The organism is Shouchella rhizosphaerae (assembly GCF_900142675.1).
Lineage (GTDB): Bacteria > Bacillota > Bacilli > Bacillales > Bacillaceae_D > Shouchella > Shouchella rhizosphaerae.
In genome coordinates this window covers 85,340-103,630 of sequence record NZ_FRBS01000007.1, presented here as the reverse complement: position 1 = coordinate 103,630, position 18,291 = coordinate 85,340, and the positions used below count along the sequence as shown (strand labels likewise).

Below are 18,291 nucleotides of genomic sequence, written 5' to 3'. Positions count from 1 at the left end.
GTTCATATTTTACGGTGCTTTCTATAAAGGATATATCGTCTGCCGATATAATTCAACGGCACACTCCATACATGGACAAGTCTAGTAAACGGCCACAACGCAAAAATGAGCAAGCCAGCAGTAATATGAATTTTAAATGACAGCGGCACGTCTATCATTAAGCCCGCGTCCGGCCGGAAGAGAAAAAGCTGGCGAAACCAGACCGACACCGTCTCCCGGTAATTGAAGTCCGGCTGCAGAGCATTGGTGACAAGGGTGCTGTACATGCCTACCGCTACAATAAACAGCAGCAGGACATTTACGATCATATCCGAGGCGGAGCTGAGCTGGCGCACATTTTTCATCGTAAATCGTCGAAAAGTAAGCAGGACCATGCCAGCAAGAGTTAAAAATCCGAACGCGCTGCCTATATATACGGCTCCGATATGGTATAGATGTTCATTCACACCGACTGCCTCCATCCAGGACTGGGGTATGCCCAGTCCTGCCACATGGCCCATAATGACCGGGATGATGCCTAAGTGAAACATCAGGCTGCCTGCCCTTAGTCTTTTTTTCTCAACAAACTCGCTCGACTTCGCCGTCCAGTTAAACTGGTCTGTTCGATACCGGTAGATATGTCCGACCACAAAAACAGAGAAACATATATAAGGGTAAATCACCCACAAAAACGGATCCATTATACTCATTTGCCTGGAGCCTCCTGTATAACGCATACCTTAAACGTTTCCCGCAGTCCCTTAATGAGATGAAAATAAGGGCTGTCTGCTTTTTCTAAAGCATTTAGCAAATGATAAGTTCCATCCTCCATTACCGCCAGCATCAAATCCAGGCTGCTTGCAGCTTGCTGCTCATGGCCCTGCCAAGGGGCGGCGTACAGAAATTCACACATGAGCGGCAAGTAATCTGAGAGTTCGGTGCCTTCGATCGCAAGGCCAAACAGCTCATATGCTTGTTTGAGCCGTACGAGGAGCGCTCCCCGCTCCCGGCTGTCCTCATATTTGTAAAAGGTCATGTACAAGGTTGTGTCTTTTTGAAAATCAAACGTCTGCACATACATCTCTTCGATCTGCTCGAAGCTGTAATTTTGCATGAGATGCCAGTATTTCTGGAGTGAAGGATGGGCCGGGTGTCCGGCAGTCAGCGCTTCCGTCCACACATCAGGATGAAAATCCAACTTCTCTGGGTACATAAGCTGGCGGGCAAAAAAGGCGAATCGTGACTTCTGCTCATGTAGCTTCTCAAGATCAATCACGCCAAATCCCCCCGTAGAAATTTTCTTCATACATCTCTTTGCCGCTTTTGCCACCAAAGCCCTCTGGGCCGCAGCCCGTGCAACCGAGCCCAAAGCCTTCATCCCCTTGGGAGCGATACACATCCATGTACGCCTCCTTATGCGAAGTAGGGATGACAAACCGATCTTCATATTTGGCAATTGCCAGCAAACGATACATTTCTTTCACCTGAGTTGAAGTGAGCCCCACCCGTGTTAAGCGACGTTCGTCAAAGTCAGCGCCAGAGGAGACGGCCCGCATCATCGATCTCATCATGGCCATTTTCTGAAGCGCTCCCTTTACCGTCTCGGTATCCCCGGCCGTAAGCAAGTTCGCTAAATACTGAATCGGCGTGCGCATCTCCTCGATCGCAGGGAATATTAAATCTGGGTTCCCGATCGAATCCTTGCCTTCAAATAGATTCATGATCGGGCTGAGCGGCGGTACATACCAGACCATCGGCAGCGTCCGGTACTCTGGATGAAGTGGAAATGCCAGCTTGTATTCAATTGCCAGCTTATACACAGGCGACTGCTGTGCCGCTTCGATCCATTCCTCAGGAAGCCCATCTGCCCGGGCCTGGGCAATAATGGCCGGATCGTTCGGGTCAAGAAACAAATCACACTGAGACTGGTACAAATCCTGCTCATTCGCTACGGAAGCCGCTTCTTGTACACGATCGGCGTCGTAGAGCAGCACGCCGAGATAGCGGATCCGTCCAGTACACGTTTCGGAGCAGACAGTCGGCAAACCGGCTTCGATTCTTGGAAAGCAAAATGTACATTTCTCCGCTTTATTCGTTTTCCAGTTGAAATACACTTTTTTGTAAGGACAGCCTGTCATACAGTACCGCCAGCCCCGGCAAGCTTCCTGGTCAACTAGTACAATTCCATCCTCATCGCGCTTATACATCGCCCCTGACGGGCAGGAAGCGACACAGCTCGGATTGAGGCAGTGTTCGCACAACCGTGGCAAATACATCATAAACGTTTGCTCAAAGTTGAACTTGATTTCTTCTTCGATCTTTTCGATATTCGGATCGCGGGGGCCTGTTACGTGGCCTCCCGCAAGATCATCCTCCCAATTGGGTCCCCACTCTAGATCCATCGTGTCCCCGGTCACTGCCGATTTCGGACGGGCTACTGGCTGATGCTTCTTCTCCCCAGCGTTTGTCAAATGTTCATAGTTGTAAGTCCACGGTTCATAGTAATCCTTCATTTCCGGCATATCAGGATTGTGAAAAATGCTGCCAAGGGCGATTTTGGACAACTTGCTGCCAGATTTCAGTTCCAACTTGCCGTTCTTAAGTGTCCAGCCCCCTTTGTATTGTTCCTGATCCTCCCAGCGAACCGGGTATCCGATGCCCGGTTTTGTCTCGACATTGTTGAACCATATATACTCGGCCCCTGGTCGGTTGGTCCACGTACTCTTGCAAGTCACGCTGCAAGTATGACAACCAATGCATTTATCTAAATTCATCACCATGGCCACTTGCGCTTTAATCTTCAAGCCAATCCACCTCTTTCATTTTGCGAACAGCCACGTACACATCCCGTTGGTTTCCGATCGGTCCGTAGTAATTAAATCCATAGCTCAGTTGGGCATAGCCCCCGACTACTTGTGTCGGCTTCACGTGGATCCGAGTCGGGGCATTGTGACTACCGCCGCGGTTTTTCGTAATTTCGGAGCCTGGGACGTAAATATGTTTGTCTTGGGCATGGTACATAAACATCGTCCCTTTTGGCATCCGATGGCTAACGACAGCTCTGGCTGTGACCACTCCATTTCGGTTGTATACCTCGAGCCAGTCGTTGTCCTGAATGTGATGAGCAGCAGCGTCTTCATTGTTCAGCCATACTGTCGGCCCGCCCCGGAATAGTGTCAGCATGTGCAGATTATCCTGATACGTGCTGTGGATATTCCACTTCCCATGTGGTGTTAAATAACGCAGCACGAGCGTTTCGTCGCTGCCATCCACCTGCCTGTCGCGAGGCCCGAATACCATCGGCGGCAACGTCGGTTTGTACACTGGCAGCGCTTCGCCGAATTGCAGAAAAATCTCATGATCGATATAAAAATGTTGTCTGCCAGTCAATGTCCTAAAAGGTACCAAGCGTTCAATATTGGTCGTAAATGGGGAATACCTTCTTCCCATCTTATTGGATCCGGTAAACACCGGTGTTGGGATAACCTCCCGTGGCTGGGCCGTGATGCTTTGGAACGTAATCCGCTCCGCTGACCGATCCGCTGAAATATCTGCAAGTTGGACGCCGGTATCCTGTTCGAGCGCCTCCCAGGCACGCTGGGATACACGGCCGTTGGTGGCTGATGATAGCGTCAATATGGTTTCAGCCGCATGACGTGCCGTATACAATTTCGGCAGTCCCTGCTTAATCGTGTCGTCCTCATAGATGCCGTTGATCCGCTTCAGTTCCTCGTATTCCTCGGCCACCGGGAAGCTGACGCCGTGCGCCCCTACCTTGCCGTTGGCCAGTCCTGGGCCAAGCGAAATATATTTGTTATAAATTTGTGTATAGTCCCGTTCCACAATCGTCAAATTCGGCATCGTTTTGCCAGGCACCGCTTCAATCTCGCCCTTGCGCCAATCCTTGACGACGCCATAAGGCTGGGCAATTTCACTCGCAGAATCATGGGCGAGCGGCGTAGCGACCAAATCTTTGTGTACGCCGGGGAGGTGGTCTTTGGCCATTTCTGAAAAGGTCTTGGCAAGGGTTCTGTAAATATCCCAGTCTGAGCGCGATTCCCACAGAGGATCAACGGCCGGATTAAACGGATGGACGAACGGATGCATATCGGTTGAAGAGAGATCCGTCTTCTCGTACCAAGTTGCTGCAGGCAGGACGATATCGGCATAAATCGGCGTTGCAGTCATGCGAAAATCAAGCGCAACTAGCAGGTCTAGCTTGCCGACTGCTTCTTCCCGCCAGACCATCTCCTCTGGCTTTTGCTCCTCGTTCGGAGAAGAGAGCAAATTATCCGACGTGCCTAGCAGATGTTTCATAAAATATTCCTGCCCCTTAGCCGAGCTGGAAATTAGGTTAGACCGCCATACAAACATCGTGCGCGGAAAATTTTCCGGTGCATCGGGATCCTCGGCCGCAAATGTGGTTTTGCCAGAGACGATTTGCTCATAAGCATGCTTGACGATGTCCTCGTTGTTTGTTTTTCCTTGCTGCTTCGCCTCCTCTGCAAACGCTAGACTGCTCTTGTTGAACTGAGGATAGGACGGGAGCCAGCCAAGCCTTGCAGCCAGAACGTTGTAATCGGCAGGATGGGTGTACCGAGTTTCGCCACCAGTAGGCGATTTCAACGATTCGGTGTCCATCTCCTCATACTTCCATTGATCGGTGGCAAAGTAGAAGAAGGAAGTCGCGTTTTGTTGCCGCGGTGGCCCCTGCCAATCTTTCGCAAACGCTACAGTTGACCAGCCTTCGATTGGGCGGCATTTTTCTTGACCGACATAATGGGCCCACCCGCCTCCATTGACGCCTTGAGATGCGGTAAGGATAACCAAATTCAGAATGGCTCTGTAGATTGTGTCGCTGTTGAACCAGTGATTGATCCCAGCTCCCATAATGATCATGGAGCGTCCACCTGTATCCAAAGAATTCTGGGCAAATTCCCGGGCAATTTGTACGACAACGGAGGCTTTCACACCAGTGATGCTCTCCTGCCAAGCAGGCGTGTACTTCGAGGTTTCATCCTCATAGCCATCAGCCTCCCACTCGCTTCCGATACGCTGGATGCCGTACTGGCTCAGCATTAAGTCGTACACAGTTGCTGCCAGACGTTTCGTTCCATCGGCCAACTGGATCGTTCGGACGGGAATCACCCGTTTAAATGTGCCGCTGCCTGCGTTATCAAAGAACGGAAAATAAATCGTTTGAAACGCCTCTCCATGGGGTTCCACCGAGAGTGCAGGCGATATCACCGAACCGTCCTCGCGCTCCAAAATGAGGTTCCACTGTTTCCCCTCTTCCCAGCGCTGTCCCATCGTCCCGTTAGGCACCAAAACTTCTTCTGTTGTTTCATCAATAAGAACTGGCTTCCATTCCGCATGAGGGGACGTTTCCCCGAGATCACTTGCCCGGAGGAAGCGCCCTGCTTTATAGCCGTCCTCAAACTCCTCTAACAAAATTAGAAAAGGCATATCTGTATACTGCTTCGCATAATCCAGGAACATCGGCTCCTGGCGTTTATGATAATATTCGTTCAAAATAACATGAGTCATTGCCTGAGCAATCGCTGCATCAGTTCCAGGATTCGGCGCCAGCCAGTTATCAGCAAATTTAACGTTTTCGGCGTAATCTGGAGCAACAGAAACTACCTTGGTTCCTTTATAGCGTACCTCGGTCATGAAATGGGCATCTGGCGTGCGTGTCAGCGGTACATTCGACCCCCACATAATAAGGTAGCCGGCGTTATACCAGTCGCTCGATTCTGGCACATCGGTTTGCTCTCCCCAAATTTGCGGAGAAGCAGGCGGAAGATCGGCATACCAATCATAAAAGCTAAGCATCTCGCCTCCCAGCAGAGAAATAAAGCGAGAGCCTGAGGCATAGCTGATCATCGACATTGCCGGAATCGGCGTGAATCCGGCTATCCGGTCTGGACCGTATTTGCGTATCGTATAGATTAACTGGGCGGAGATTAGCTGTGTCGCATCCTGCCAGGATACGCGGACATGGCCGCCCTTTCCTCGTGCCTGCTTGTATGAGTTAGCCTTCTCGGGATCCTCCACAATGCTTGCCCAAGCGGCGACTGGATCATCGTGCTGCTTAAGGGCCTCTTTCCAGAGCCGCCATAGCCGTCCACGCATATAAGGATATTTCACGCGCAACGGACTGTACTCATACCAGGAGAATGAGGCTCCCCTTGGACAGCCTCGCGGTTCAAATTCAGGCATATCCGGCCCGCAGGAAGGATAATCAATCTGCTGGTTTTCCCACGTAATGATGCCACTCTTCACAAACACCTTCCAGCTGCAGGAGCCGGTACAGTTAACCCCATGGGTGGTTCTGACCACCTTGTCATGGGACCACCGGTTTCGGTACATATCCTCCCATTCCCGGCTCTTCTCCTCGAGAATGGACCAATTGTCCGAATAGCTTTCTACTTTTTTAAAGAATGTCAATCCCTTGTTTCGTTTCATAGGACGCTTCAACTCCTTGTGCTTGAATGACGATGATTGGCGGGGAATCAATGCGTCGTCCATTCGTATACCTTTATTATGAAGAATCCACCGCGGCTGCTCCTATTAGGGAAACGCCTATATTGCTTCGTGAACTCCCTTGTTTTGCGGTATGAACCGTTCTAACCCAACAAAAAACGCCGCTCGGATCTTATCGATCCGAACGGCATTTTTCAACGATTCTATATTTGATTGGTTTTTAAGCTTTGGTTTCCATCACATCACTGTACAGACATTCCGGAATAATATGTTGTTTTCTAGATGAATATGATCATACGTATCTTGTTCAAGGTAGGCAAGGCCTGATATACAAGACGATAAGTACCGCAAGCATCAGCCGCACGGTTCCATTGCTCCGCAGTGCTTGTCTTGTTTTCTAACGGCCTTTCTCCACACAGCCTTCGCCTCAAACAGCGATTTTGCTTATAGAAGTACTTCCCCGTCATCAGGCGGCATCACTTATTTTGCCCGCTGAGCAACAAGATTGGCGATATTGACAATCACATGGACTGCTTTTTCCATATTGTCTACTGACACATATTCATAGCGGCCGTGGTAGTTTTCTCCTCCAGTAAAAATGTTCGGTGTAGGCAACCCTTTATAAGAAAGTTGCGAGCCATCGGTGCCGCCACGAATCGGCCCTACTTTCGGGTCAATGCCAAGCTTCTCCATCGCCTCCAACGCAACCTCGACTATCTCCTTCTGTGGCTCGATTTTTTCACGCATATTGTAATATTGGTCACGAAGCTCAATGGATACTTTTCCCTTTCCATGCTTTTCTTGCATTTCCCAGGCAATGGCCTCCATTTTTGCTTTCCTATTTGCAAATTGCTGACGGTCAAAATCACGAATAATATAGTGGAGTTCAGCAAAATCAGCATTGCCTTCCATTGAAAGCAAGTGGTAAAAGCCTTCATAGCCTTCCGTGAATTCTGGCGCTTCGTTCGCTGGAAGCTGTGAATGGAATTCGATCGCCCGCTTGATCGCATTCACCATTTTATTTTTGGCCGTTCCCGGATGAGTGCTAACGCCATAAAAGCTAACTTTTGCTGCCGCCGCGTTGAAACTCTCATATTGGAATTGACCTAAAGGTCCGCCATCAAGCGTATAAGCAAAGGCAGCGCCAAAAGCATCAACATCAAAATGAGCCGGTCCCCGTCCAATTTCCTCATCTGGCGTAAAGGCAACACGAATCTTCCCATGCTCTATTTCTGGATGCTTAATCAAATAATCCATTGCTGTCATTATCTCGGCAATCCCGGCTTTGTCGTCAGCGCCAAGCAGCGTGGTTCCGTCTGTGGTAATCAACGTATGGCCTTCGTACCCTGCTAATTCTGGGAATTGCTTAGGCGAGAGCACGTAGCCATGGCCAAGCTCAATGTCACCGCCATTGTACTCGTGCACTTGCGGATTAACGTTTTTGCCTGTAAATTCCGTTGCCGTATCAAGATGAGCAAGAAAGCCAATAGTCGGGACTTCCTTATTCGTATTGCTTTCCAATGTCGCCATCACATAGCCATTATCGTCCATCGTCACTTCTGTTAAGCCAAGCGCTTTCAACTCTTCTACAAGGATGCGGCCTAGTTCCAATTGTCCTTCTGTTGTCGGAACAGTATTGCTCGCCTCTGTTGATTGTGTGTCCACTTTGGCATAGCGAGTAAAGCGGTCAATGATCTCTTGTTTCATATTTTGCAATCCCTTCACCGATTTGGTTTATTTCTTTCCATTATAGCAAAAACCGCAGAAGAAACAGAAAAATGCACTCTATATTATTTTCTCGCTAACTGGAAACAGTCGCAGTGACCTCTACTCATGTATTCAACGTACAGATGTTAGAAGTGAGGGATAAATCGTTTAAAGCTGAGGAAAAATGAATTTAGCAAATACCTCTCTTCTCATTCATCTATGAAAGAGTCAAACCGCTTTCATTTATTTCCATTGCCAAATTAGGAAAACAACTATATAATCTTTGTAAATAATTTACCTATAAGGAGTGAAAATGATGAGTGTTTTCTTTGAAAAGGCACAACGGTTCGGTAAATCGTTTATGCTTCCCATCGCCGTGTTACCTGCCGCTGGTTTACTATTAGGCATTGGCGGCGCTTTAAGCAACCCGAATACGCTGGTTGCTTATCCGTTTTTGGACCAGCCGTTTTTGCAAGGCTTGTTTACGATCATGAGCTCAGCAGGAAACATTGTCTTTGCTAATCTTCCGCTTTTATTTGCGATCGGCCTTGCGGTCGGACTAGCACGGGCCGATAAAGGCACCGTCGGCCTTGCCGCCGTTATCGGCTACTTTGTTATGAATGCGACGATTAATGCCATGCTAACGATTACCGGCACGCTCGCGGAGGACTCTCTTGCTGATGTCGGCCAAGGAATGAGCGTAGGCATTCAAACACTGGAAACAGGCGTTTTTGGCGGTGTACTCGTCGGAATTATGGCGTATGTTCTCCATAAACGTTACTATAAAATTGAGCTCCCTCGTTTTCTTGGTTTCTTTGGCGGCTCCCGTTTTATTCCGATTATTACCTCTGTCGTTGCGATGGTTCTTGGTGTCCTATTGTTTTATGTATGGCCCTTTATTCAACAAGGCATTTTCTCGCTCGGTTCTTTAGTAGAAATGACCGGCTATATTGGAACATTTTTATACGGCTTTATTCTACGTTTGTTAGGGCCATTTGGCTTGCACCATATTTTTTACATGCCATTTTGGACAACAAGCCTTGGCGGCTCGATGATTGTCGATGGCACACTTGTCGAAGGCACACAGCGAATTTTCTTCGCACAGCTCGCTGATCCAAGCGTGACTCAATTCTACGAAGGCACGTCTCGCTTTATGTCCGGGCGTTTTATTACGATGATGTTCGGTTTGCTCGGTGCATGCTTAGCCATTTACCACACAGCAAAACCTAAAAACAAAAAGATCGTTGCTGGCCTTTTACTCTCAGCAGGGCTCACTTCCTTTTTGACAGGCATTACTGAGCCAATTGAGTTCTCATTCCTGTTCATTGCTCCTGCTCTTTATGTCGTCCATGCCTTTTTTGATGGTCTCGCCTTTATGCTCGCCCACATCTTTTCGATTACAATCGGGCAGACATTTTCTGGCGGCTTCATCGATTTTATGTTGTTCGGCGTGCTTCAAGGCAACGATAAAACCAATTGGGTGTTTGTCCCGCTTATTGGCATTGTCTGGTTTTTCCTTTACTATTTCACGTTCCGCTTTATGATTAGGAAATTCAATTACAAGACGCCAGGCCGAGAAGACGAGGAAATCACTGCACAAACTGTATCTGGCACAGAGAGAGCCACCGCCATCGTCGCTGCTCTCGGGGCTGCGGCAAACATTAAAGATGTTGATGCCTGCGCTACCCGCCTTCGCGTTAGTGTCCAAGATGGTGAGAAAGTCGATAAAGATCAATTCAAAGCAACAGGCGCCAAAGGTGTTATTGTTAACGGCAATGGCGTACAAGTGATCTACGGACCGGAAGTGACGGTCATTCGTAATGAAGTTGATGAACTGTTAGGAGATAAATGACATGCATGCTGTGTTAAAAAAAATGAAAAACAAACTGGTCGTTTCCTGCCAAGCATTAGAAGAAGAACCGCTTCATTCTTCCTTTATTATGGGGCGCATGGCTCTCGCCGCTAAACAAGGCGGCGCTTCAGGAATTCGCGCCAATTCGAAAGAAGACATACTTGAAATCAAATCAACGGTCGACTTGCCTGTCATCGGAATTGTGAAGCGCCATTATCCAGGAAGCGACGTTTATATTACGGCGACAATGACGGAAGTGGACGAATTAATGGAAGCCAACGTGGACATGATTGCCATGGATGCGACCAAACAAAAACGCCCTAAGCAATCGCTGGCGGAAATGGTAGCAGCAATCCGCAACCAGTATCCGTCCGTTGCCCTTATGGCGGACGTTTCTACGTTGGAAGAAGCAATCGAAGCAGACCGCCTTGGCTTTGACTGCATCTCGACGACATTAGTCGGCTATACCGCTTATACCGCTGGCGCGTCGGCGTCAGACAATGATTTTGCTCTTTTAAAAGAGATGGTCCAAGCGGTGAAAGCGCCAGTCATCGCAGAAGGAAAAATGAACACTCCTGCCCTTGCCAAATGTGCTCTTAAAGCAGGCGCCCACAGCGTTGTTGTCGGTGGAGCGATTACCCGCCCTCAGCAAATCACAAAGACGTTTGTGGAAGCCTTGCAGTAAAATTCAGTTATAGACAAAACGCCTTTGGGAATGATCTCAAAGGCGTTTTGTTTATAGCAGCGGCTACTAGATCTTTTTTAATTGGCTGAGCGCGTGAAGTGTTTTTCGGCGCGCTTTTGCTCGTTCTTCATTTTGGGCGAGTACAAGGCTGATTAAATCAAGCACGTGGACGATGGAGAGCTGGGCGTTGAGAAAGCCACGGGCGTAAAAAGGTTTAGGGCTGAAACTTAATAGCAGCAAGTCTGCCATTTCGCTTAATGGCGTATGTTCATGGTTCGTCAACAAAATGACCGTTGCCCCATTTTCTTTGGCTAACGCTACCGCTTCCTGAATATCAACGGTATGGCCAGAATTTGAAATGGCGAGAACCACATCAGCCGCTGTCAAAAGCGAGGCGTTCATCACCATTGTATGGGAATCGATATGGCAGTCAACGCGCATCCCCATCCGCATTAGCCGAAACTTCATTTCCTGACCAGACAAGCCTGAACTACCGATTCCATAAATTTCAATCCGGTTCGCGTTCTCAAGCAATGTAGCCGCTTGGACAATGTCGTCCTGATTTATCAGTTCCCGACTTCCGCCAATAATCGCTTTGTAAATCGACTCCATTTCAGCGATTAGTTCTCCGCCCTCTTCTTCTGTTCGAATGCTGTCTCTCACCGACATTTTAAATTCAACAAAATTGGCGGCTCCGACTTTTCGGCAAAAACGGGTGATTGTCGCTACAGAAACACTGCATTTTGCCGCCAAGTCTTTAATATGGATATTGGCAAGTTCTTCTGGCGCGCTCATCACATAATCAGCAATACGTTTCTCCGCAGCGCTGAGCGCATGATAATTCACTTGGATTTGTTGCAGCATTGGCAACATGAGCGAAACCTCCCTGCCGTTCTTTCTCTATCATACACGATTTTTCGTCGTTTTACCCTTTAAGCGATATCCGACTTTAACTAACAAATTAAGACAAGGCTCAAAATAGCGTACATTCTTGAGGGCATTCGCAACATGAATCACTATGAAACCATTACACGCCATCCCTGTTAAGTTCCTTGATCATCGAGCATGTTTCTACTTGATAGCCGGCCTTTTGATAAAGAGAAATAGCACGCTTATTTGCTCCAAAAACATCTAATTTCAAGTATGTATAGCCATGATCCTTGGCCCATTGCTCCCCTTTTGCTAATAACCTTTTGCCAACATTCTTTCCCTCATGCTCACTAGCAACCACAAGAGCAGCCACATACCCTTGCTTTTCCTCTGTAAAATAATGCATGTGTTCGCGAAGAGCAATATACCCGACAACCGCCTCTTCTTCTTTGGCGACATAGATCGTAAACGATGGATCGGTTAATGTTTCATTTAGCAACGTTTCTTGTTTTCGTCTGAATGATGTGAAATCATTGACGCCAACCACATCCGTCCTGTTCAAACGGACGGCTAATGGGACAATTTGAGCTTTATCATTTTCCTTCATCTCCCTAATAACCATCGTTTCCTCACTCCTATCTTCAATTATAAACCATCTCCTACTATCCAATTTTTGAAGTTATTTTAAAGTCAAATCTCTTAATCAATACCTACTTACGCGAACTTATGTTCTCATATCTTTAAATATGGTATAATAAAACAAGGCAATTGAATAAGGCTTTGGAGTGGTCGTTCGCCCCCTTGCATGTTTTTGCTAACGAAAGGGGGTGAGGCCTTGACAGTATTTGAAACGCTAGTTGTCACGTTTGCAGCAGCAAACCTACTCGTTGCCATACTGTCGTATAAGAAAGACAAATAACCACTCCTAAGCCCGGGAAGCTAGAGTGGTTATTGGAATCACTTAGGCGAACGCCCCTTTAGGGCATTCAATTGCCGCTGGCCTCGGTGTTCGCGCACCAGGCCTTTTTTATCCTATGTCTTTGTATCCTTATTATACCGGCGATTTGGCCTAAACGCAAACGGAGCTTATCAAAAAGGCATTGTAGCGGCATTTGCCGTTTTAGACTCTCCCCCTAAGAAAGAGGTTGATCGGAAGACCATCCACCCACTTTTTACGAAAAACTTCGATTCGCGACTTGGTTAATCCAGTTCAAGTCTGCTTCTAAATGCAGCAACATGCCTGTAATTAATAAGTACTTGTTTTCGTCGCCTTCAAGCAAAAACGTTGTTTTTAATTTCGTTAACTCCATGACTTCTTTAATCACTAATGCTTTTTGTTGTTCCAACATGTTCTTTTCTTGGGCAAATTCGATTTTCCGTGCACAACTCCATTTAAAGAAAAAATCATCTTTTGTTGAATCGTACGTTACTGGTTCCAGCAACCATTTTTGTAGCTCTTTTTCACCGGCAGGCTCCAACGCGAATAACTTCCGTTCCTGCTCATCCGACCCGGGAGAGGAAACGAGTTGATCCCGAATTAAGCGATCAAGGGTCGTATAAATTTGGCCCGGATTGATCTTTCCTTTAATCCCCAATAGCGAATCGAGTTCTATTTTCAATTCGTATCCATGGCGATGTTGCTGGAACAATAATGTTAAAATCCCATATTTAACTGACAAACGATCACCCTTCTTTAAGAGATGACTGTATATCCATTTTACTTGCACTGTGGCTAGATATCCAGGCTGCACCAAGGCTTAACCCAATTCCGGCAATTAGAGCTAAGACCATATTGCCAACAGGCAACTGAAAAGACATAAAGCCTTCCATTATTTCAGATTGACTGGTGACAAAAATTAATAATACACCAATAGCCATCCCTATCACCACGCCTGCTAAACCAATCAAGAATCCTTCAGCCATGATCATTTTTCGAACTTGTTGCTTGGTGAAGCCAAGTGCACGCATCGTCCCAATCTCCGTTATCCGTTCCATTGTATTCATTACCAACGTATTTGCAGTGCCAATACTCGCTAATCCGATCATCATAAACAACATAACAGAAATCAGTTCATTCATGCCGGACACCGCTGACGTCGTTGAGCGAATTTCATCTTCTACCGTTTCCACTTTTGAAAGCTGCCCACCAAACTCAGACCATATCTGTTCGCGAATCGTATTATACGCTTCCTGCTCGGCAGTAAGCAACAAATCAAAGCTATTGGTCCAGCCAAATTCGTGCTGAAGGTGGCTCTCGTCCATAAAAGCGACATAACCTGAATAGTGGGACGTCTGCACGACCCCAACTACTTCAAAAGATTGTCGGCCGTTTGGCGTGTTCATTTGTATATGCTTGCCTATCTGTCCTCCCCATTCTTTAAAAGCGCGCTCCCCAAGCAAAATAGATGGGTTCTGGTTTAACTGTTTAAGGAGCTCCTTCTCATCAGGATCGGCAAATAAGGAAGGGCCCTCTTCGCTAGCAGCAAGAACAGAAAATTGCCTGCTTTCTCCACTCATCGTTTCCCACGTTATCGGCGTTGCTTCTGTAAACGGCTCAACCGCTGTAATCTCTTCATAAGAAAGGAGTTTGGCACGATCTTCCTCTGTCCATGGCGCCTCAGACGTTAGTTTCAAATCTCCACCATACGAGTTTCGAATGTCGTTCTCAAATCCTTCTGGAGCAGACTTTATGACTGCGCCAAGCAATAATATAACCGACATGCCGATGGCAAGAATCGCCGCTGTATTGGCATTGCGATTTAACTGCTGGCTTATATGGTTGGTAGCCATGATCCCTGGATACTGAAAAAGCTGTTTCAATAGCGGTCTAAGGAGTTTGTTTAACCCTAATAACAGCAAAGGAAACAACAGAATCACACCAGCTACAATAGCAGCGTAAGCGGCAGGATGGTCGAAAAATCCTAAACAAAGAAGCCCAGCGCCAACTACGGCCCGTTGCCACAACCGTCTCGACGAATGTTTCGTTTCAGTTTCCATTTTTAACGTCAGTAAAATCGACGTCTTGCCAGCATGGTAAATCGGGAAAAGAGAAAAAGCAATCGGAAACAGCACACCAATGATGATGGCCATCAATGCCGGCAGCTGCCAGTTTAGCGTATAGACCATATCAAATTCAAAAACACTAAGAAGAACTTCCATGAATACATCCCCGAGCCATACCCCGAGGGGGACGCCTATTGCCGTGCCTAACAACGACAAAAGCAATATTTCCATAAGCACGAGCTTAGAAACAGCACGCTGTGTGTACCCTAAGCTTTTCATAATCGCAAATTCTTTTCTTCTTTCAATGACGCTCGTATAAATCACATTAAATACAATAAAGCCACTAATAAACATCGACAAGCCTGCGACTAAATAAAAGAATGTATAAAGCCCGCCAATATCGTTGCTTTGCAAGTCATCAGCCACTACAGGTTGAATAAATACTTGAGTATCTCGAAATTGTTGTTGCAATGACTGAAACAAATCCGTGCCGTCGCCTTGCACTTGAAAACGCATATAGGAAATGGCATGGTCGTTTCCTGTCCACTCTCTTAATAAATCAAGTGGCGCCATAATCCGAAAACTAGACGACTCTGCGATTTCCCAATTATTAGGACTTGCTAGCAGTTGCGTATACTCAACGATCGCAGAGACTCGCGCCTCGCCCATATTAGCTAGGCGAACCGTATCGCCAACCCCTACCCCTAAAAGATTGGCGACGCTTTTGGGTACGACCAATCCTTGATTGTCTAGTTCCCCTTCTATCACAGGCAATTTTAGCAAAGGACTGTTTTGGTCACTGACTCCTGTAATTCTTACAGCCCGTTCATTTAAAGAGCGGTCGCCCTCAAGCTCAAAAAAAGCGTGCTTGTCGAGGGCTTCTAATGTATGGGTGACAATCGGATCATTTTGGATGGGCGCAATCATTTCTTCAGGATACGTATGTTCATCGCTTAATACCCAATAATCAGCATTGCCGACATACATTTGCTCGTAGTAATCAAAGACGTCATTTGTTGTTTTATCAGCTACTAGCATAGCTGTTACAAAAGACGTCCCTAGTATAATAGCGAGCAACGTCAAGCAAAACCTTTTTTTGTTGTCGGTAATATTACGCCAAGAAATTCGCCAGGTATTTAGCATAGTCACGATCCTCCCTTGAAATAACTTGGTCGATGACCCCATCCCTAAACAGAATGATGCGGTCTGCAAAACCAGCAGCAAAAATGTCATGTGTTACCATCACGACCGTTTGCTTGTCCTTTCGGTGGAACGTTGACAACAAAGCAAGTATCTCTTCTGCTTTTGCTCGGTCTAAATTTCCAGTCGGTTCATCTGCCAACAAAACAGTCGGATTATGAACAAGTGCTCTCGCTATCGCTACGCGTTGCTGTTGACCCCCACTGAGCAAGTTCACCCGTTTGCGGTTCAACCCCTTTAATCCTACTGAATCAATCAAGTCATTGACCGCTTGGCTATGTTCACTCGTCCACTTACCGTCCGCATGGAGGGGAAATGCGACATTCTCTTCTACCGTTAACGTAGGCAACAATTGATAATTTTGGAACACAAACCCTAACTTTTGTCGCCGAAAGATCGTTCTCTCTTTTTCCTTCATCTGATGCAACGGTTTTCCGTCTATCTCTATTTCCCCAGCAGTAGGCACATCCAGTCCACCTAGCAGTTGAAGCAACGTGCTTTTCCCAGAACCACTCGGCCCCATGATGGCCACGAATTCGCCTTCCTTTATAGTAAAATCAACCCCTTTTAACACTTGTGTGGCCTCTTGCCCTTGCATAAATTCTTTCGTCAGGTTGCTCACTTTAATCATTCTGTCCCCTCCTATTAACAATCTAACTCATTATATACTAAGTATATATAAAAAAGAAGAAAAAAATGTGGAATTCATTTTTTTTGCGTAATAAACCACAATAAGATGTCCAAATTGTTATATACTAAGTAACTACCCAGAGTAGTAGAGCGGGATTGGTGTAAACAAGAAGTTCGCTAGTCAGCCAATTGGTTAAAAGGTGACACGGTTATCCTCCGACGTTATTTTTAAACATCGGCCATTTCTCATAAAAAAGAGCCCCTTGAAAAGCATTTTTCGCTTTTCAAGGGACTCATAACCATACTTACATGTCGTTTTCTAAACGCGACAGTTTCACTGTCTCATTCGGGTCAGGGACGGGAAGTTTTTGCGGGCTCAAATCTTCTTTTTCCGCGGCGGCATTAGGGTTCACTTTGTTTTCATGCTGGTCTTCCTCAAACTCAAACAATCTTGGCGTAGATCCTGTCGTTGGCTTAAGTTCTCCCTTGCTTAGTCGATGCTCGTTTTCGCTTTGCCCGTACATACTAATAGAGGCTGAGAATACAAGCAACGTACTAACAAAAGCAATCGCTGATCCAAAGATCAAAATGTTCTTTTTTTTCAGCATCTATATCACCCTCCTATACAAATTGTACCATATACAAGGGTAAAATATAACAATTGCTTTACAATACTGATCGTGCAACCTTAATTAATTGGTCTAGGTTTAAATCTGAGGACTCAAGTCTATACCCTAGACCACCTTTATCCCAACCTAGTTGTTGAACCGATCCATCCCACCCCTTTTCAGCATCTTCAAAACTCTGATTGTCTTTAATCAAGACTCTTCCATAAGTCCAAAAAACGTTTTGCTCTGTTAGTTCGTTTTTTTCGGATATATTTAGCACATTTTCAGCAAGTACCTGAGCACCTGAAAAATGACCCTGTCTAAATAAAAAAGTATTTTTCCCGTTAATATAAGTCAAAATAACCGTCTCATTCTTATTAAATTGTTCATCCTTACTATCCGGGATAAAGTGTTGTACGTGCAAAAGGTTATATCCATTAGGTATAAAAGTAGGATTTAGGATGTTAAAATTAGATGCTGTATTTGCCTCTTCAACAGTTTTAAAAATCCTTCGTTTTGTCTCTATAATTTGTACCTTTGCTTTTTTATTCATTTTAGAGTTCCTCCTTTTGATAACAGTTTAAATGTAACAAGATCCACAACTACCTGTATGAGCACTACAATTTCGACAATTACTCGTATAGCAAGTAGGACTAATTACATACCGACATTGCTGTATATTCCCACATGGGCGACATTGATATGTGTAGCACTGAGACATACCATTACATCGTTCATTACATTTACAAAAACGATCCCTACTAACGCAAGCAAAAATTCCACAACTACTCATTTTTTACCTCCAAATATAAATTTAGTTATTTTTATCCGAATGACCGTGCTCTTTTACTTAACCGATAAAACCAAAATACATATCACTTTAGTCAAATAACTTTAACTTTCATTTACCTCCCTCCTTTCACTTCAAAAAGAGAGTAAATAAACGAAAAAACAAAATAGCAATTATTTTTTTATTGCATCTCTAAGTTTATTTATCATCACTGCCGAAGTCTCAGCAAGTTCAGCATAAAGCTCTTTTTCCTTCCCATTACAGCAATTTAAACATTTCGAACAAATTGACAATGTTTTATGCACAGAAAGTAAACACTTTATAAGAGCATCTTCTCTATTCATCAGTTTCTCTCCTTTCTTCCTTATTCTTAGGATCACTCAAAAACTCTATCCCGTATAAACTAAAAAGACAGTTCAACACAATTATCAAAATCCAATGGTAAAAACAATTAAAAACCCTAAACGGACTCACTTTTTTG

At 45.8% G+C, this 18,291-nt stretch carries 15 protein-coding genes and 1 pseudogene; 2 read left to right on the top strand and 14 right to left on the bottom strand.

Annotated elements, in window-relative coordinates; genetic code table 11:
- Positions 1 to 2 precede the first annotated feature (2 nt).
- The 6 genes and pseudogenes from narI to pepT form a co-directional block, all read right to left on the bottom strand.
- Entirely contained in the window at positions 3 to 689 is a 687-nt protein-coding gene (gene narI, locus BUC05_RS18730; protein ID WP_035205053.1) for a respiratory nitrate reductase subunit gamma, read from the bottom strand.
- Positions 686 to 1,255, bottom strand: a complete 570-nt coding sequence (gene narJ / locus BUC05_RS18725; protein WP_041823610.1) for a nitrate reductase molybdenum cofactor assembly chaperone — start codon at positions 1,253 to 1,255, stop codon at positions 686 to 688. The genes narI and narJ overlap by 4 nt, the downstream gene beginning before the upstream one ends.
- Entirely contained in the window at positions 1,248 to 2,783 is a 1,536-nt protein-coding gene (gene narH, locus BUC05_RS18720; RefSeq protein WP_011245571.1) for a nitrate reductase subunit beta, read from the bottom strand. Before narH ends, narJ begins: the two co-directional genes overlap by 8 nt.
- Positions 2,773 to 6,447, bottom strand: coding sequence for a nitrate reductase subunit alpha (locus BUC05_RS18715; protein ID WP_011245570.1), 3,675 nt, complete (start codon positions 6,445 to 6,447; stop codon positions 2,773 to 2,775). The genes narH and BUC05_RS18715 overlap by 11 nt, the downstream gene beginning before the upstream one ends.
- 255 nt (positions 6,448 to 6,702) lie before the next feature.
- Positions 6,703 to 6,821: pseudogene (locus tag BUC05_RS22110) on the bottom strand (iron-sulfur cluster repair di-iron protein ScdA); the annotation flags it as partial.
- Positions 6,822 to 6,945: 124 nt separating this feature from the next.
- A complete protein-coding gene (gene pepT / locus BUC05_RS18710) occupies positions 6,946 to 8,172 on the bottom strand; it encodes a peptidase T (RefSeq protein ID WP_011245569.1) in 1,227 nt (408 codons plus the stop codon).
- Positions 8,173 to 8,488: 316 nt separating this feature from the next.
- Between pepT and BUC05_RS18705 the strand changes: the two genes are divergently transcribed.
- Both BUC05_RS18705 and BUC05_RS18700 read left to right on the top strand, forming a co-directional pair.
- Positions 8,489 to 10,024 (top strand): PTS transporter subunit EIIC, encoded by a 1,536-nt coding sequence (locus BUC05_RS18705; protein ID WP_035205066.1) that lies wholly within the window; start codon positions 8,489 to 8,491, stop codon positions 10,022 to 10,024.
- A gap of 1 nt (position 10,025) precedes the next feature.
- Positions 10,026 to 10,709 (top strand): N-acetylmannosamine-6-phosphate 2-epimerase, encoded by a 684-nt coding sequence (locus tag BUC05_RS18700; RefSeq protein ID WP_011245567.1) that lies wholly within the window; start codon positions 10,026 to 10,028, stop codon positions 10,707 to 10,709.
- Positions 10,710 to 10,775: 66 nt separating this feature from the next.
- Here BUC05_RS18700 and BUC05_RS18695 read toward each other — a convergent pair whose 3' ends face one another.
- The 8 genes from BUC05_RS18695 to BUC05_RS21575 form a co-directional block, all read right to left on the bottom strand.
- Positions 10,776 to 11,582: a MurR/RpiR family transcriptional regulator gene (locus BUC05_RS18695; RefSeq protein WP_011245566.1), complete on the bottom strand. Its 807-nt coding sequence runs from the start codon at positions 11,580 to 11,582 to the stop codon at positions 10,776 to 10,778.
- A gap of 154 nt (positions 11,583 to 11,736) precedes the next feature.
- Positions 11,737 to 12,201: a GNAT family N-acetyltransferase gene (locus tag BUC05_RS18690; RefSeq protein ID WP_011245565.1), complete on the bottom strand. Its 465-nt coding sequence runs from the start codon at positions 12,199 to 12,201 to the stop codon at positions 11,737 to 11,739.
- A 550-nt stretch (positions 12,202 to 12,751) separates the two neighbouring features.
- A complete protein-coding gene (locus BUC05_RS18685; RefSeq protein WP_011245564.1) occupies positions 12,752 to 13,258 on the bottom strand; it encodes a PadR family transcriptional regulator in 507 nt (168 codons plus the stop codon).
- 4 nt (positions 13,259 to 13,262) lie between these two features.
- Positions 13,263 to 15,725: an ABC transporter permease gene (locus BUC05_RS18680; RefSeq protein ID WP_035205069.1), complete on the bottom strand. Its 2,463-nt coding sequence runs from the start codon at positions 15,723 to 15,725 to the stop codon at positions 13,263 to 13,265.
- Complete coding sequence (locus BUC05_RS18675) at positions 15,694 to 16,413, bottom strand: ABC transporter ATP-binding protein (RefSeq protein ID WP_011245562.1); 720 nt, start codon at positions 16,411 to 16,413, stop codon at positions 15,694 to 15,696. The genes BUC05_RS18680 and BUC05_RS18675 overlap by 32 nt, the downstream gene beginning before the upstream one ends.
- Positions 16,414 to 16,717: 304 nt before the next feature.
- Positions 16,718 to 17,020, bottom strand: a complete 303-nt coding sequence (locus tag BUC05_RS18670) for a hypothetical protein (RefSeq protein WP_011245561.1) — start codon at positions 17,018 to 17,020, stop codon at positions 16,718 to 16,720.
- A 58-nt stretch (positions 17,021 to 17,078) separates the two neighbouring features.
- A complete protein-coding gene (locus BUC05_RS18665; protein ID WP_011245560.1) occupies positions 17,079 to 17,573 on the bottom strand; it encodes a DUF4367 domain-containing protein in 495 nt (164 codons plus the stop codon).
- Between the two features lie 410 nt (positions 17,574 to 17,983).
- Positions 17,984 to 18,154 carry a hypothetical protein gene (locus BUC05_RS21575; RefSeq protein ID WP_156323110.1) on the bottom strand — a complete coding sequence of 57 codons (171 nt, stop codon included), beginning with the start codon at positions 18,152 to 18,154 and terminating at the stop codon, positions 17,984 to 17,986.
- Positions 18,155 to 18,291: the final 137 nt, after the last annotated feature.

Bases quoted from the DNA above. Each gene is read 5' to 3' on its own strand.
- BUC05_RS21575 (WP_156323110.1), bottom strand. From the start codon at position 18,154: ATGAATAGAGAAGATGCTCTTATAAAGTGTTTACTTTCTGTGCATAAA.
- BUC05_RS18675 (WP_011245562.1), bottom strand. From the start codon at position 16,413: ATGATTAAAGTGAGCAACCTGACGAAAGAATTTATGCAAGGGCAAGAG.
- BUC05_RS18680 (WP_035205069.1), bottom strand. From the start codon at position 15,725: ATGCTAAATACCTGGCGAATTTCTTGGCGTAATATTACCGACAACAAA.
- BUC05_RS18715 (WP_011245570.1), bottom strand. From the start codon at position 6,447: ATGAAACGAAACAAGGGATTGACATTCTTTAAAAAAGTAGAAAGCTAT.
- BUC05_RS18690 (WP_011245565.1), bottom strand. From the start codon at position 12,201: ATGGTTATTAGGGAGATGAAGGAAAATGATAAAGCTCAAATTGTCCCA.
- BUC05_RS18670 (WP_011245561.1), bottom strand. From the start codon at position 17,020: ATGCTGAAAAAAAAGAACATTTTGATCTTTGGATCAGCGATTGCTTTT.
- BUC05_RS18705 (WP_035205066.1), top strand. From the start codon at position 8,489: ATGAGTGTTTTCTTTGAAAAGGCACAACGGTTCGGTAAATCGTTTATG.
- pepT (WP_011245569.1), bottom strand. From the start codon at position 8,172: ATGAAACAAGAGATCATTGACCGCTTTACTCGCTATGCCAAAGTGGAC.
- BUC05_RS18695 (WP_011245566.1), bottom strand. From the start codon at position 11,582: ATGTTGCCAATGCTGCAACAAATCCAAGTGAATTATCATGCGCTCAGC.
- BUC05_RS18700 (WP_011245567.1), top strand. From the start codon at position 10,026: ATGCATGCTGTGTTAAAAAAAATGAAAAACAAACTGGTCGTTTCCTGC.
- BUC05_RS18665 (WP_011245560.1), bottom strand. From the start codon at position 17,573: ATGAATAAAAAAGCAAAGGTACAAATTATAGAGACAAAACGAAGGATT.
- narI (WP_035205053.1), bottom strand. From the start codon at position 689: ATGAGTATAATGGATCCGTTTTTGTGGGTGATTTACCCTTATATATGT.